Genomic DNA, 14343 nt, shown 5'->3' with positions numbered 1-14343 from the left:
TCTAGGATCTGCTCCGTGGCGCAGCAGGCGGCGGTACCCCGGGCGGACCGGCGGCTGCGCCGCGCCCGGTTCGCCACCCTGCTCTCCCTGGCCACCGGGATCTGGGCCAGCCTCGTGCTGCCCGCGGTCGGCGTGCTGCGGGAGCCCGACCCGGCACGCGCCGGGCTCGGCGCGGTGGGGGTGCTCGCCTTCGCCGCCGCCCAGTGCGCCGTGCTGTACGCGGCCGCGACACCGTGGCTGGCGCAGCGCCGCCGCCGGCGGTTCCAGCTGTGCCTGGCCGGGGCGGCGGTGCTGAGCGTCCCGCTGGTCGGGCCGGTCGCCGCCGGGCAGTGGCCCACCTGGGCGTGGCTCGGCGCCTCGCTGGTCGGCACGGCGCCGCTGCTGGTCCGGCCCCCGGCCGCGCTGGCGGTGGCGGCGCTGACCGTCGCGGTCGCCCTCGGGGTCGCCGGCTGGACCGGGGGCTCGGTCGGGCGGCACCTGGCGGTGACCGGCGGGGTGGGGGCCGGCATCGCCGTGGTGAACTGGTTCCAGGTCTGGTTCTGGGACCTGCTCGTCGAGGCCCGGCAGGGCCAGGCCGCCCGGGCCCGGCTGGCCGCGGCCGAGGAGCGGCTGCGCCTCTCCCGGGAGGTGCACGACGTGCTCGGGCACCACCTGACGGTGATCGCGTTGAAGGCCGAGCTGGCCGCCCGGCTCGCCCCGACCGACCCCGGGCGGGCCGGCCGGGAGGCCACCGAAGTGCAGCGGCTGGCCGCCTCGGCGCTCACCGAGGTACGCGCCACCGTGCACGGCTACCGGAGCGTCGACCTGGGCGAGCAACTCACCGCCGTCGCCGAGGTGCTGCGCTCGTGCGGCGTACGCTGCACCACCCCGGCTCCACCGGCCGACCTGCCGGTGCGGGTGGCCGCCGAGCTGGCCGCGGTGCTGCGCGAGGCGAGCACCAACGTGCTGCGGCACAGCCGGGCCGGCTGGTGCCGGATCGAGATCACCCGGGAGGACGGCGTGGCCAGGATGACGGTGACCAACGACGGCGCCGCCGACCGCGGCCCGGACGAGCGGAGCAACGGCCTGCGCGGGCTGGCCGACCGGCTCGGCGCGGTCGGCGGCCGGCTGCGGGTCCGGCGGGAGGACACCGTGTTCACCCTGGAGGCCACCGTGCCGGCGACGTCATGATCCGGGTCCTGCTCGCCGACGACGAGGAGCTGATCCGGGTGGCGGTGGCCGCCCTGCTCGGCCTGGAGCCCGACCTCGATGTGGTGGCGCAGGCCGCCGACGGCCCGGCGGCGGTGACCGCGGTGCTGGCCCACCGGCCGGACGTGGCCGTGGTGGACCTGGAGATGCCGGGCCTCAGCGGCATCCAGGTCGCCGCCGAGGTCACCCGGGCCCGGCCCGAGTGCGCGGTGGTCCTGCTGACCGGCCACGGCCGGCCGGCGCACCTGCGCCAGGCGCTCACCGCCGGGGCCCGGGGCTTCCTGCCCAAGGGCGCGCCGGGCGGCGCGCTCGCCGACGTGATCCGCCGGGTGCACGCCGGCGGCCGGTACGTGGACCCGTCGCTGGCCGCCGACGCGCTCACCCTGCCCGAGTGCCCGTTGACGCCACGCGAGCTGGAGACGCTGCGACTGGCCGAGTTCGGCGCGCCGGTCGCGGTGATCGCCCGGCGCACCCACCTGGCCGCCGGAACGGTCCGCAACCACCTGGCGGCGAGCGTGCAGAAGCTGGGCGCGGCCGACCGGGCCGAGGCGGTGCGGATCGCCCGCGAGGCCGGCTGGCTTTAGCACCGCTCGACCGCGACACCCGGCTAGCCTGGCGGCCGTGCGTACGGTCGAACTGCTCTGTTCCCCGACCCTGGAGCGGGCGGTGCGCACCGCCTGGGACCGGCTGGCCGCCGCCGGACTGCCCAGCCTGGCCCGCAACACCCACCCGACCAACCGGCCGCACCTGACCCTGGCCGCGGCCGACGACTTCCCGCCCGGCGCGGTGGCCCGGCTGGCCGCGTTGCTCGACGGCGCGCTGTCGCTGCCGGCGCGGCTCGGTGAGGTCGCCGTGCTCGACGGCAGCGCGCCGCTGGTCTGGCTGGTCCGCCCGGACGCCGAGCTGACCGCGTTGCACGCGGCGGTGTGGCGCGTCCTCGCCGACGCCGACGGGCGCAACCCCTGGCACGCGCCGCCGCGCTGGCGCCCCCACCTGAGCCTGGCGCTGCGGTTCCGCGACGCCGACGCCGGCCTGGCCCGGGCGGTGGTCGGCGATGCCCGGCCGGCGGGGGCGTTCGTCGCGGCGCGCAGCTATCACGGCGCCACCCGCACCACCCACCCGCTCGGCGCGGCGACCCCCGGCTGATCGGCCGGGGGAACGACGATCGGCGGATCCAGCCGTTCCGATCTTTTGCGGCGGCGTTCCGCGCGGTTTAATGCTCGGTAACTTGTGGCGCACGCCACAGTCGAGCCCCCGGGAGCGCCGGCCATGCTGCAGGTGCGCAACCTCGAGGTCGTCTACGACGACGTGATGCTGGTGCTCCGCGGCCTGAGCATCACCGTCCCGCCGGGCGGGATCGTCGCGCTGCTCGGCGCCAACGGCGCCGGCAAGACCACCCTGCTGCGGGCGATCACCGGCCTGCTCGACATCCACCACGGCGAGGTGGTCCGCGGTGAGGTCACCCTGGACGGTCAGCCGCTGCACCGGCTGCGTCCGGCCGCGATCGTGCGGCGCGGCGTGGCGCAGGTGATGGAGGGGCGGCGGATCTTCGGCGAGCTGACCGTGGAGGAGAACCTGCGCCTGGGCGGGCACACCGACCCGCGCCGGATCCCGGCCCGGCTCGACGAGGTGTTCGAGCTCTTCCCGGTGCTCGCCGAGCGGCGCCGCCGCCCCGCCGGCTACCTCTCCGGCGGCGAGCAGCAGATGCTGGCGATGGGCCGGGCGTTGATGGCCGGGCCGCGCTACCTGCTGCTGGACGAGCCCAGCCTGGGCCTCGCGCCGCGCCTGGTCGAGCAGGTCCGCGAGCTGATCGTCCGGATCAACGCCGCCGGCACGGGGGTGCTGCTGGTCGAGCAGAACGCCGCCATGGCGCTCTCCGTCGCCGCGCACGGCTACGTGCTGGAGACCGGGCGGGTGGTGCTCGACAAGCCGGCGGCGCAGCTGCTCGCCGACGACGACGTCCGCGAGTTCTACCTCGGGCTGCACGCCGGCGCCGACGCCGGCCGGCGCTCCTTCCGCGAGGTCAAGCACTACCGGCGACGGAAGCGGTGGTTGTCGTGACCGACGAGATCCTGCGCTTCACCGACGTGCGGCTGAGCTTCGCCGGGGTCCGGGCGATCGACGGGGTGAGCTTCACCGTCGGCCGGCAGGAACTGTTCGCCGTCATCGGGCCGAACGGCGCCGGCAAGACCTCGATCTTCAACGTGCTCTCCGGGGTCTACCGGCCGCAGTCCGGCCGGGTGGTCTTCGACGGCGTCGACCTGGTCGGCCGGCGGCCGCACGAGATCGCCGCGCTCGGGCTGGCCCGCACCTTCCAGAACGTCGAGCTCTTCGCCAACCTCACCGTGCTGGAGAACCTGTTGCTCGGCCGGCACCACCACATCCGGTACGGGCCGCTGTCGGCGGTGCTCTGGCGCGGCCGGGCCCGCCGCGAGGAACTGGCCGCCCGGGCCGCCGTCGAGGAGATCGTCGAGTTCCTGGAGCTGGAGCAGTGGCGGCGGATGCCGGTCGGGCTGCTGCCGTACGGGGTGCAGAAGCGGGTGGAACTCGGCCGGGCGCTGGCCATGGAGCCGAAGCTGCTGCTGCTCGACGAGCCGGTCGGCGGGATGAACCTCGAGGAGACCGAGGACATGGCCCGCTACATCCTCGACGTCCGGGAGGAACTGGGCGTCCCGGTGGTGCTGGTCGAGCACGACATGGGCCTGGTGATGGACCTCGCCGACCGGGTGCTGGTGGTCGACTTCGGACAACCGGTGGCCACCGGCGCCCCGGCCGAGATCCAGCACCACCCCGACGTGATCCGCGCCTACCTGGGGGAGGTGACCACCACGTGAGCGCCACCACCGCGCCGACCGGGACGCCGGCCACGGACACCGCCGGCGCCGCCGCCCCGACGATCGCCGCCCGGGTACGCGACCGCGCCCGGGCCACCCCCGACCGGGTGGCGCTGCGGGAGAAGGTCCGGGGGATCTGGCAGGAGGTGACCTGGGCGGCGTACTGGGACACCGTGCGGACCGTGGCGCACGGCCTGCTCGCCCTCGGGGTGGGCCCGGGGGAGCGGGTGGCGGTGCTGGCCGAGAACCGGCGCGAGTGGCTCTGGACCGACGTGGCCACCGTCGCCGTCCGGGGCGCCACCGTCGGGCTCTACCCGACCAACCCGGCCGCCGAGATCGGCTACCTGCTGGCGCACTCCGGGGCTCGGGTGCTCGTCGCCGAGGACCAGGAGCAGGTCGACAAGGCGCTCGCGGTGCTCGACGACTGCCCCGAACTGGACCGCGTGATCTACCTGGAACCGCGCGGCATCCGGGGCCGCTACCGGCACCCCGCGCTGCTGCACTGGGACGACTTCCTGGCCCTCGGCGCCGCCCACCGGCTCGCCCACCCCGAGCTGGTGTCCGAGCTGATGGCCGCCGCCACCCCCGCCGACCTGGCCACCCTGATCTACACCTCCGGCACCACCGGCCGGCCCAAGGGCGCGATGCTCACCGTCGCCAACGTGGACTTCGCGGTGCGGACGGTCGCCGAGGGCGGCGGCCTCGCCCAGCCCCCGCCCGGCCCGGACGACCTGCTCCTGTCCTACCTGCCGCTCTGCCACGTCGCCGAGCGGGTCTTCACCACCTGGAGCAGCGCCGGCGCCGGGGTGCAGGTGAACTTCGCCGAGTCGGTCGCCACCGTGCCGGCGAACCTGCGCGAGGTGCAGCCCACCATCCTGTTCGGGGTGCCGCGGATCTGGGAGAAGATCCTCGCCACGGTCACCATCCGGGTGGCGTCGGCGTCCCCGCTGAAACGGGCGGTGGCCCGGTTCTGGCTACGGGTCGCCGACCGGATCGGCGCCACCCTGGTGGCCACCGGCGGCCGGCACACCGCGGCCAGCCGGCTGGCGTACGCGGTCGGCTGGCTGTTCTGCTACCGCGCGCTGCGCGAGCGGATCGGCGTGCGCCGGGTGCGCTACGCGGCCTCCGGCGCCGCCCCGATCGCCCCCGAGGTGCTCCGCTTCTTCATGGGCATCGGGGTGCCGATGCACGAGGTGTACGGGATGACGGAGAACTCGGCGGTCGCCACCGGCAACCGGCCGGGCCGGGTGAAACTCGGCACGGTCGGCGAGCCGCAGGACGGTGTCGAGCTGCGCATCGACGAGACCACCCGGGAGATCCTCACCCGCCACCCCGGGGTCTTCGCCGGCTACCTGGACGACCCGGCCGCCACCGCGGCCGTGCTGGAGCCCGACGGCTGGCTGCACACCGGCGACATCGGCGAGTGGGTGGACGGCACGCACGTGCGGATCACCGGCCGGGCCCGGGACATCATGATCACCGCGGGTGGCAAGAACATCGGCCCGGCCGGGATCGAGAACGAGCTGAAGGCCTCGCCGTACGTCAGGGAGGCGGTGCTGATCGGCGACCGCCGACCCTACCTGGTGGCCCTGATCGGCATCGAGGCCGACACGGTGGGGCAGTGGGCGCAGCGCCGCCGGCTGCCGTACACCACCTACCGCGACCTCACCGGCAAGCCGGAGGTGGTCGACCTGATCCGCACCGTGGTCGACGAGGTCAACGCCCGCCACCCGCGGGTCGAGCAGATCAAGCGGTTCCGGCTGCTGCCCAAGGAGCTCGACCAGGACGACGGCGAGCTGACCGCGACCCAGAAGGTCCGCCGGGAGGCGGTCACCCGCGCCTTCGCCGACCTGGTCGACGAGCTGTACGCCCCGGACGGTGACCGGTGACCGAGCTGGCCGAGAGCGTCCTGCGCGGGCTGGGCACCGGCAGCGTCTACGCCCTGCTCGCCCTCGGCTTCGTCATCATCTACAAGGCCACCCGGGTGATCAGTTTCGCCCAGCCCGCGTTCATGCTCGCCGGCGTCGTCGCGGTCACCTACCTCAGCCCGGCGGTCGGGTTCTGGGCGGCGGTGCCGCTCGCGGCGGTCGGCACCGGGCTGCTCGCGCTCGGCGTCGAGCGCGCCGCCGTCCGGCCCATGGTGGGCCGGCCGGCGTTCGTGGTCGCCATCATCACCCTGGGCGTGGACGTCGCCGTCCGGGTGGTGGTCAACGCCTTCATCGGCCTGGACGTGCGGCACGTCGGCGACCCGTGGGGGCTGCGCACCCTCTCGCTGGGCCCGGTGGAGCTGCAACAGCGGCACCTGGCCGCGGTGACCGCCACCGCGCTGCTGGTCGCCGGGCTGTTCGCGTTCTTCCGGTTCACCCGCACCGGGCTGGCGATGCGGGCCGCCGCGCTGGACCAGGAGGCGGCGCTGGCGCACGGCGTGTCGGTCGGCGCGGTCTTCGCGGTCAGCTGGGCGCTGGCCGGCGGGCTGGCCGCGGTGGCCGGCACCTTCGCCGCCGCCGGGGCCAGCGTGGACGCCGCGCTCTGGCTGATCGCGCTGACCGCGCTGCCGGTGATCATCCTCGGTGGACTCGACTCGCTGCCCGGCGCGGTGGTCGGCGGGCTCGCCGTCGGTGTGCTCCAGGAACTCACCGCCAGCTACGCCAACGACCTCGCCTGGCTCGGCGGCAACGTCTCGGTGATCACCCCGTACGTGCTGATGCTGGTGGTGCTCCTGGTCCGCCCGTACGGACTCTTCGGCACCCGGGAGGTGGAGCGGGTATGACGTCCTCGCGGGTCCGCGGCCGGCCGCTGCTGCGCACCTCCTACGCCCAGGACCTGGCGCTGCTGGACACGCCGGCCAAGCGGTGGTGGACCGGCGCGCTGCTGGCGCTGGCGTTCGCGCTGCCCTTCCTGCTCACCGACGACCTGCTGCAACTGCTCGCGGTCGGCTGCGTGGCCGCGATCGGCGCGATCGGGCTCGGTCTGGTCACCGGGTACGCCGGCCAGGTCTCCCTCGGGCACGCGTTCTTCCTCGGCATCGGGGCGTACACCGCGGCGGCGATCAGCGGCGACCCGGACGGCCGGGTGATCGGGCTCGGGGTGACCGACATCGCGGTCTGGCTGCCGGCCGCCGGCCTGGTGGCCGCGCTCGCCGGCGTGCTGGTCGCCCCGCTGGCCACCCGGCTGCGCGGGCTCTACCTGGCCATCGTCACCCTCGGCCTGGTCTTCATCGGCCAGCACGTGTTCAACGAGTGGTCCGCGCTGACCGGCGGCGCCGGGGTGGGCCGGCCGGCGGCCACCCTGGAGTTCCTCGGCCGGCCGCTGGCCGTCACCGACGCCACCGCCACCCGGGACCAGAAGCTGTTCTGGCTGATGCTGGCGCTGCTCGTGGTCTTCGCGGTGGCCGCCCGGAACCTGGCCCGCTCCCGGATCGGCCGGGCGTTCACCGCGATCCGGGACCGGGACATCGCCGCCGGGGTGATCGGGGTGAACCTGCCCCGGTACAAGACCATCGCGTTCGCGGTGTCCTCGGCCTACGCCGGCTGCGCCGGGGCGCTGCTCTACACCGTCACCGGCTTCTTCGACCCGAGTTCGTTCAGCCTGCTGCTGTCCGTGCAGTACATCGCCATGGTGCTGATCGGCGGCGCGGGCACCATCTCCGGCGCGATCGCCGGGGCGTTCTTCATCACCCTGCTGCCCCGGCTCACCCGGGAAGTGCAGGCGTGGGTGCCGTTCATCAGCACCCAGCCGAACGAGGTGCCGAACGTCTTCCAGGTGGAGACGATCCTCTACGGCGTACTCATCATCGTCTTCCTGATCTTCGAACCGCGCGGGCTGTTCGGGCTCTGGGTCCGGGCCCGCGCCTACTGGAAGGCGTGGCCGTTCTCCTACTGACCCGAGCGAGGAAGCCATGGAAATACGGACGTCGCGGACCGCCCTCGGGGTGGCCCTGATCCTGCTGGCCGGCACGCTCACCGCGTGCCGTGGCGGCGACACCACGACCGACGAATCCGGGCTGCGCACCGACGTCGGCGTCACCGCCGAGCCGTGCCCGGAGGCGGTCGACCGCAACAAGGGCTGCATCTACCTCGGCATCATCTCCGACCTCACCGAGGGGCCGTTCCGGGCCCTCGCGGTGCCGATCACGGACGCCCAGAAGGCGTTCTGGAAGCGGGTCAACACCGCCGGCGGGATCGGCGACTACGAGGTGGACGTGACCCGCTACGTGCGGGACAACAAGTACAACCCGCAGACCCACAACCAGGTCTACCAGGAGATCAAGCCGAACGTGCTGGCGCTGGCGCAGAGCCTCGGCTCGCCCACCACCGGCGCGATCCTGGGCGACATGAAGGCCAGCAACGTGATCGCCGCCCCGGCCGCCTGGACCTCCGGCTACGCGTTCGAGGACGTCATCATCGAGTCGGGCGCGAACTACTGCATCGAGTCGATGAACGCGCTCGACTACGCCCGCGAGACATACGCCCCGAAGTCGGTGATGGCGGTGCACCTGGCCGGCGACTACGGCGACGACGCCGCGGCCGGGGTGAAGCTGGCCGCGCAGACCCTGGGGCTGACCTTCACCGACGTCAAGACCGACTCGGGCGCGGACAAGCAGGCCGGCGCGATCCAGGCCATCCTCGCCGGCAGGCCGGACCTGGTGGTGCTCACCATGGGCCCGGCGGACGCGGCGACCATCGTCGGGCAGGCGGCGGCGCGCGGCTTCGCCGGGCGGTTCATCGGCACCAGCCCGACCTGGAACCCGGCGCTGCTGCAGAGCCCGGCCGCCCCGGCGCTGCTGGCCCGCTACGAGCAGACCGCGCCGTGGAACACCTGGAGCAGCGACACCCCGGGACACCGGGCGCTGCGGGAGGCGCTGCCGGGGGTCACCCCGAACGACGGCTACACCTCCGGCTGGGTCTGGTCGTACCCGATGAAGGCGGCGCTGACCAAGGCGGTGGCCGACGGGGACCTGACCCGGGCCGGTCTGCTCAGGGCGGTGAAGTCGCTGACCTCGGTGGACTACGAGGGGATGCTGCCGGCGACCGCGGGCAACTACGCGGCCGGGGCGAACGAGGGCGCGGTCCGGGTCACCGCGGTCTACAAGCCGGACAAGGCCTCCCCGACCGGGGTGAGCCAGGTGCGCGAGCTGTTCACCGGGCCGACCGCGCAGGCGTACAACCTGGACCGGCCCTGCTACGAGAAGCTCTGAGGGACCGGGTCGGGCCCCCCGCGCACGGCGGGGGGCCCGACGGGCGGGTCAGCGGTGGAAGCGCAGGTAGTCGAACCCGGCGGTGACCGGCGGCTGCGCGCCGCCGTGGGCGACCAGCCCGATCCGGGGGGTGGTGTCGGCCGGGAAGGTCCACACCCCGCCCCAGGTCCAGTGCTTCCCGTCCCGGCTGGAGCCGGCCCGGAACTCGTGCTCCCCGGTGGCCGGGTCGACCCGGTGCGCCAGGCGCAGCCAGGTGGTGGTGGCCGGGGTGCCGACGATGTTCCCGCCGTACACCGGCTGGCCGGCGAAGGGCAGCTCGTAGCCGTACTCCACCTGCCGGGTGTTCCAGATGGCCACCTGGGCCAGCCGGGCGAACCGGTCGTCGTCGACGTACGCGACCAGGCCGGCCTGCTGGTAGTTGCGGACGGTCTCCTCGCCCAGGTCGAGGGTCACCTTCGTCTCCACCACGTAGTCCCCGGGCGGCGCGTCGCGCAGCAGCACGCTCGCGGTGTTGCCGGTGCCGGTCAGGTCCGCCGCCTGCACCGGCCAGCGCAGCGCGCCGCCGGACACGGTGGCCGCCGGGTCCGGCCGCACCCAGCTCCAGGCCGGGTCGAGGCCGTCGGTGAACTCGTCGGACCACCCCGGCAGCGGCGCGCCGGCCCGCGGTTCGGGCACGGCGTGCCGGGCCGGCCGGTGGAGCCGGGCGACGCTGACGTTGTCGAACTCGGCGGCGCCGCCGGTGGCGGTCAGCCCGAGCCGCCCGGGCACCGGGCGGTCCAGCCGCAGCGCGACCGTGGCCAGCTGGTCGCCGAGCCGGGCCGGGCTCAGCTCGGCCACCAACTGCCGGCCGCGGACCTCGACGGCGAGGTTGTGCCGGTCGGCCGGGCGGTAGCCCGCCGGCAGCGCCGCGCTGGCGGTACGGTGCCCGTCACCGGCCACCAGCCGGCCGGCCGTCGCGTCGACGCGTACCTCGACCCGGCCGCCCAGGATGAGCCCGGCCGTGCCGGCGGCGGCCAACCGCAGGTCGGTCTCCGCCCGCAGGTCTCCGCCCAGCGTGCTCCGGCTGGTCAGCGCGCCGCTGCCGGTGAGCCGGCCGCCGGCGACCTGCCAGCCGCCGGTGCCCCGCCAGCCGGCCAGGCCGGCGTCGAAGCGCTCGTCCACCCGGCCGCTGGTCACCGGGGCGGGCCGGGTGCCGTCGGACGGGCCGGCGCCGGCGTTGACCGTCGGCCAGCCGCCGATCCAGTCGAGGCGGTCCAGCAGCATCGGCCGCTCGTTGATGCCGAACGGCTCGTCCAGGTACGGGTCGGCCCGGTCGATCGCGTGGTAGACGATCCAGTCCTGCCCGGACAGGTCGGTGAGGAAGCCGTTGTGGCCGGTGCCGATCCACCGGTTGCCGTTCTGGCTGAGCACCGGGGTGCCACCGGCCCGGGACGCGGTCAGCGCGATCCCGTCGCGGTCGACGAACGGGCCGCGCGGGGAGCGCGACCGGCCGACGTGGACGGAGTAGCCCGTGGCCGGGCCGGCGCAGCAGTTCGCGGTCGAGGCGAACAGGTAGTACCAGCCGTCGTGGCGCAGCACGTAGCTGCCCTCGAACTTGTTGTCGATCGCCACCAGGGTCGGCTGGCCGACCGCGCGCAGCCCGTCCGGGGAGAGTTCGGTGACCGAGATGCCGCCGTAGTAGCTGCCGTAGTAGAGGTAGTTGGTCCCGTCGACGTCGGTGAACTGGGTCGGGTCGATGGTCCACAGCCAGCCACCGCCGCCGCCGGGGCGGGGGGCGACCACCGGCTGGTCGGCGAAGGTCCACGGGCCGGTCGGGGTGGGCGCGGTCGCCGCGCCGATCGCGAAGTCGCCGCCCTCGGGCGAGACGGTGGTGTCGGTGACCGTCACGTACATGACGTACCGGTCGCCGATCCGGCGCACGTCCGGTGCCCAGAAGCCCGCCCCGGGGGCCGCGTACGGGGGCCGCTGACCGGCGCCGAAGGCGTCCCCGACGTAGGTCCAGTCGACCAGGTCGGCGGAGCGGGCGGTGGGCACCCGGTGGAACTGCCGCTCACCCTCGCGCAGCGGGTCCGTGGTGCCGTAGGCGTACCAGAAGCCGTCGTCACCGCGGACGACGACGGGGTCGGCGAAGGTGTCGGCGAACCCGGCCGAGACCGGGTTGCGGTAGCCGGGGTCGGGGGCGGCGACGGCCGGCGCGGACGCCGTCGCCGCCAGCAGCAGACCGAGTACGGCGGCGAGCGCACCGCCACGGCGGAGTTGTCCCATCAGACCTGCCTCGGGTGGGGGAATGTCGACGAGGGTCACTCCGTCCGTTTCTACAACGATGGATACAACGTTGTAAAGGGCTGGCGACCGGTCGGTGGGCGCCGAAGCGTCCCCGTGCCAGCATGGGGCGATGAGCGCCACCAGCACCGACGGCGCGGCCCTGGCCCGCCTCGCCGGCCTGCTCGCCGACCGCACCCGGGCCAGCTTCTGCCTCGCCCTGCTCGACGGCCGGGCCTGGACCGCGGGCGAGCTGGCCCGCGCCGCCGGGGTCGCCCCGTCGACCGCGAGCGAGCACCTGGACCGGCTGGTCCGCGGAGGGCTGCTGGTGGAGGAGCGGCAGGGCCGGCACCGCTACCTCCGGCTCGCCGGGCCGTCGGTGGCGCAGCTGGTCGAGGACCTGGCCGGCCACGCGCCGGGTGCCGCGCGGCCCGCCCGCTCGCTGCGCGCCGCCCGGGCCGACGCGGCGCTGGCGTACGCCCGGACGTGCTACGACCACCTGGCCGGCCGGCTCGGAGTGCTGCTGCGCGACACGATGCTGGCCCGCGGGCTGCTGGACGACGCGGCCGGGCTCACCCTGACCCCGGCCGGGCGCGACTGGCTCGACGGGCTGGACGTCCCGGTCGCGTCGCCCGGTACGGCCCGACGCCCGCAACTGCGCGACTGCCTGGACTGGACGGAGCGGCGTCCCCATCTGGCCGGCGCCCTCGGCGCGGCGCTCTATCGGCGGCTGTTCGACCTCGGCTGGCTCACCCGGGGCGCCGGCCGGGCGGTGCGACTGACCCCGGCCGGTACCCCCGCGCTGGCCGGCGCGCTCGGCCTGAGCGTCGCGGACCTCGCCCCGGCCGCGACCCCGGACACCGGCGGCGGCCGGGCCTGAGTGCGTCCGCCGCCGGTGTCCGCGCCGGCCCGACCAGCGCGCCGGGTCGGGGGCGGCGGACGCCGGTGGTCCCTTCGGCGGAGACCGAACGGATCCGGCCCTACCGTCGGCCGGTGACCACCGCCACGACCCTCCTCGCCCCCGCCTCCGGCACCGCGCCGTGTGGCCCGCCCACCCTCGACCCGGCCACCGGCTGGACGGTGACCCGGCACGCCGACGTCCGCGCCGCGCTGCTCGACCCGGCCTGCCAGGTACCGGCCGCCGAACCCGGCCCGCCCGGCACCCTGGCCTGGCTGCGCGGCACGGTGAGCCGGTTCAGCCCACCCGGACGACACCCGGCCCGTCGGGCGGTCGGCGTTGCCGCGCTGGCCGACCTCGACCCCGACGAGCTGCGCCGGGCGGCGGCCCGGCTCACCGGGGAGACGCTCGACCGCGCCGGTGACCGGCTGGACGTGATGGGCGCGCTCGCCCGCCGGGTGCCGCTGCGGGTGCTCGCCGACCGGCTCGGCCTGGCCGACCCGGACGCGGCCGTGCCGGCGGTGACCGCGGTCGCCGCCGCCTACCACCCCGGGGCCGAGCCGGCCGCGGTCCGGCGCGCCGACCGGGCGGTGACCGCGTTGCTGGCGCTGACCCCGCCGGCCGATCCGGAGGTCCGGGCCAACCGGATCGGCCTGCTGGTCCAGGCCGCCGACGCCACCGCCGGCCTGATCGGCGCCGCCAGCCGGCACGCGCTGGCCTGGCCCGCCGAGGTGCCCACCGGTGACCTGCTGGCCGAGGTGCTCCGGCTCGACCCGCCGGTACGCGGCACCCGGCGGGTCACCACCGGCCCGGTCCGGCTCGGCGGGCGGCAGCTCGCGCCGGGCAGCCCGCTGCTGCTGCGCTTCGACGCCGCGAACCGGGACCCGGCGGTCTTCGCCGACCCGGACCGCCTAGCGCCCGGGCGCCCGGGCGCCGGGCTGACCTTCGGCGCCGGACCGCGCGGCTGCCCGGGGGAGCGGCACGCCCTGGCGTTGGCCGCCGGCGTCGTCGGCGTGCTGCGCCGGCGCTGCCGACCGGTCGCCGCCCCGGTCCACCACGAACCGCACGCGCTGCTGCGGGTGCCGACCCGGCTGGAGGTACGCCCCCGATGACCGACCGTTGCGCCGCCTTCCGCGCCCTGCACCACGCCGGCCGGCCGCTGCTGCTGCCCAACGCCTGGGACCACGCCAGCGCCGCCGCCCTCGCCGCGCGGGGCCACCCGGCCGTCGGCACCACCAGCCTCGGCGTGGCCGCGGCCGCCGGCCTGCCCGACGGCGCGGCCGCCACCCGGGCGGAGACCGTCCGGCTGGCCCGGCTGCTGCGCCGGCTGCCCGTGCTGCTGACCGTCGACGTGGAGGCCGGGTTCAGCGACGACCCGACCGAGGTCGCCGACCTGGCCGCCGAACTGGCCGCGCTCGGCGTGGTGGGGATCAACCTCGAGGACGGCCGGGCCGACGGCGGCCTGGCCCCCGCGGAGCTGGCGGCCGCGAAGGTGACCGCGGTCAAGGCGGCCGTGCCGCACCTGTTCGTCAACGCCCGGACCGACACCTGGTGGCTGGGCACGCCCGACCCGCTCCCGGAGACGCTGCGCCGGGCCCGGGCCTACCGGGACGCCGGCGCCGACGGGGTCTTCGTCCCCGGGGTGGCCGAGCCCGGCACCGTCGCCCGGCTGGTCGCCGCCGTCGAGGCCCCGCTCAACGTGCTGCTGTCACCCGACGGGTCGGGCCCCGCCGAACTGGGGGCGCTCGGGGTGGCCCGGGTGAGCACCGGCTCCCTGCTGTTCCGGGCCGCGCTGGGCGCCGCTCTCGACGTCCTGGCCGGCCGGGGCGTCCCCACCGGGCTGCCCTCGTACGCCGAGGTGCAGCGGCTGAGCGGATCGTCCGCCGACTAGACGAGTAGTTCCGATGTCAGGGGTCGATGTCTGGGTATGAAGAGAGGGCATCCAGGATCATGTTGTGACGCAA

General features: G+C 75.7%; 13 protein-coding genes. 12 read left to right on the top strand and 1 reads right to left on the bottom strand.

Features of this window, described 5'->3' with window-relative positions; translation table 11 throughout:
* Positions 1–15: 15 nt before the first annotated feature.
* From AC1WTP_RS30855 to AC1WTP_RS30815, 9 genes are all read left to right on the top strand, one after another.
* On the top strand, positions 16–1170 hold the full coding sequence (locus AC1WTP_RS30855) for a sensor histidine kinase (protein WP_481652755.1): 1155 nt from the start codon (positions 16–18) through the stop codon (positions 1168–1170).
* A complete protein-coding gene (locus AC1WTP_RS30850; protein WP_481652754.1) occupies positions 1167–1772 on the top strand; it encodes a response regulator transcription factor in 606 nt (201 codons plus the stop codon). The genes AC1WTP_RS30855 and AC1WTP_RS30850 overlap by 4 nt, the downstream gene beginning before the upstream one ends.
* Positions 1773–1809: 37 nt before the next feature.
* The gene (locus AC1WTP_RS30845) at positions 1810–2334 is read left to right on the top strand and encodes a 2'-5' RNA ligase family protein (protein WP_481652753.1); all 525 of its coding nucleotides are present in this window, start codon (positions 1810–1812) and stop codon (positions 2332–2334) included.
* A gap of 123 nt (positions 2335–2457) precedes the next feature.
* On the top strand, positions 2458–3249 hold the full coding sequence (locus AC1WTP_RS30840) for an ABC transporter ATP-binding protein (protein ID WP_481652752.1): 792 nt from the start codon (positions 2458–2460) through the stop codon (positions 3247–3249).
* Complete coding sequence (locus tag AC1WTP_RS30835) at positions 3246–4022, top strand: ABC transporter ATP-binding protein (protein ID WP_481652751.1); 777 nt, start codon at positions 3246–3248, stop codon at positions 4020–4022. The genes AC1WTP_RS30840 and AC1WTP_RS30835 overlap by 4 nt, the downstream gene beginning before the upstream one ends.
* Positions 4019–5911, top strand: a complete 1893-nt coding sequence (locus AC1WTP_RS30830; protein WP_481652750.1) for an AMP-dependent synthetase/ligase — start codon at positions 4019–4021, stop codon at positions 5909–5911. Before AC1WTP_RS30835 ends, AC1WTP_RS30830 begins: the two co-directional genes overlap by 4 nt.
* Positions 5908–6792 (top strand): branched-chain amino acid ABC transporter permease, encoded by an 885-nt coding sequence (locus AC1WTP_RS30825; protein ID WP_481652749.1) that lies wholly within the window; start codon positions 5908–5910, stop codon positions 6790–6792. Before AC1WTP_RS30830 ends, AC1WTP_RS30825 begins: the two co-directional genes overlap by 4 nt.
* On the top strand, positions 6789–7904 hold the full coding sequence (locus tag AC1WTP_RS30820) for a branched-chain amino acid ABC transporter permease (protein ID WP_481652748.1): 1116 nt from the start codon (positions 6789–6791) through the stop codon (positions 7902–7904). The genes AC1WTP_RS30825 and AC1WTP_RS30820 overlap by 4 nt, the downstream gene beginning before the upstream one ends.
* A 16-nt stretch (positions 7905–7920) precedes the next feature.
* Entirely contained in the window at positions 7921–9219 is a 1299-nt protein-coding gene (locus AC1WTP_RS30815; protein ID WP_481652747.1) for an ABC transporter substrate-binding protein, read from the top strand.
* A 48-nt stretch (positions 9220–9267) separates the two neighbouring features.
* Here the strand turns inward: AC1WTP_RS30815 and AC1WTP_RS30810 are convergent, their stop codons facing one another.
* Entirely contained in the window at positions 9268–11484 is a 2217-nt protein-coding gene (locus AC1WTP_RS30810) for a glycoside hydrolase family 43 protein (RefSeq protein ID WP_481652746.1), read from the bottom strand.
* Between the two features lie 130 nt (positions 11485–11614).
* Between AC1WTP_RS30810 and AC1WTP_RS30805 the strand changes: the two genes are divergently transcribed.
* The 3 genes from AC1WTP_RS30805 to AC1WTP_RS30795 all read left to right on the top strand — a co-directional run bounded on the left by AC1WTP_RS30805 (position 11615) and on the right by AC1WTP_RS30795 (position 14270).
* The gene (locus AC1WTP_RS30805) at positions 11615–12361 is read left to right on the top strand and encodes an ArsR/SmtB family transcription factor (protein ID WP_481652745.1); all 747 of its coding nucleotides are present in this window, start codon (positions 11615–11617) and stop codon (positions 12359–12361) included.
* 113 nt (positions 12362–12474) lie between these two features.
* The gene (locus AC1WTP_RS30800; RefSeq protein ID WP_481652744.1) at positions 12475–13491 is read left to right on the top strand and encodes a cytochrome P450; all 1017 of its coding nucleotides are present in this window, start codon (positions 12475–12477) and stop codon (positions 13489–13491) included.
* Positions 13488–14270: an isocitrate lyase/PEP mutase family protein gene (locus tag AC1WTP_RS30795; RefSeq protein WP_481652743.1), complete on the top strand. Its 783-nt coding sequence runs from the start codon at positions 13488–13490 to the stop codon at positions 14268–14270. The genes AC1WTP_RS30800 and AC1WTP_RS30795 overlap by 4 nt, the downstream gene beginning before the upstream one ends.
* Positions 14271–14343: the final 73 nt, after the last annotated feature.

This window comes from Micromonospora sp. R311 (genome assembly GCF_056780015.1).
The sequence above is the reverse complement of the archived record's forward strand: the minus strand, read 5'-3'. Positions and strand labels throughout refer to the sequence as shown.

Bases quoted from the DNA above. Each gene is read 5' to 3' on its own strand.
- AC1WTP_RS30820 (WP_481652748.1), top strand. From the start codon at position 6,789: ATGACGTCCTCGCGGGTCCGCGGCCGGCCGCTGCTGCGCACCTCCTAC.
- AC1WTP_RS30805 (WP_481652745.1), top strand. From the start codon at position 11,615: ATGAGCGCCACCAGCACCGACGGCGCGGCCCTGGCCCGCCTCGCCGGC.
- AC1WTP_RS30810 (WP_481652746.1), bottom strand. From the start codon at position 11,484: ATGGGACAACTCCGCCGTGGCGGTGCGCTCGCCGCCGTACTCGGTCTG.
- AC1WTP_RS30795 (WP_481652743.1), top strand. From the start codon at position 13,488: ATGACCGACCGTTGCGCCGCCTTCCGCGCCCTGCACCACGCCGGCCGG.
- AC1WTP_RS30840 (WP_481652752.1), top strand. From the start codon at position 2,458: ATGCTGCAGGTGCGCAACCTCGAGGTCGTCTACGACGACGTGATGCTG.
- AC1WTP_RS30815 (WP_481652747.1), top strand. From the start codon at position 7,921: ATGGAAATACGGACGTCGCGGACCGCCCTCGGGGTGGCCCTGATCCTG.
- AC1WTP_RS30850 (WP_481652754.1), top strand. From the start codon at position 1,167: ATGATCCGGGTCCTGCTCGCCGACGACGAGGAGCTGATCCGGGTGGCG.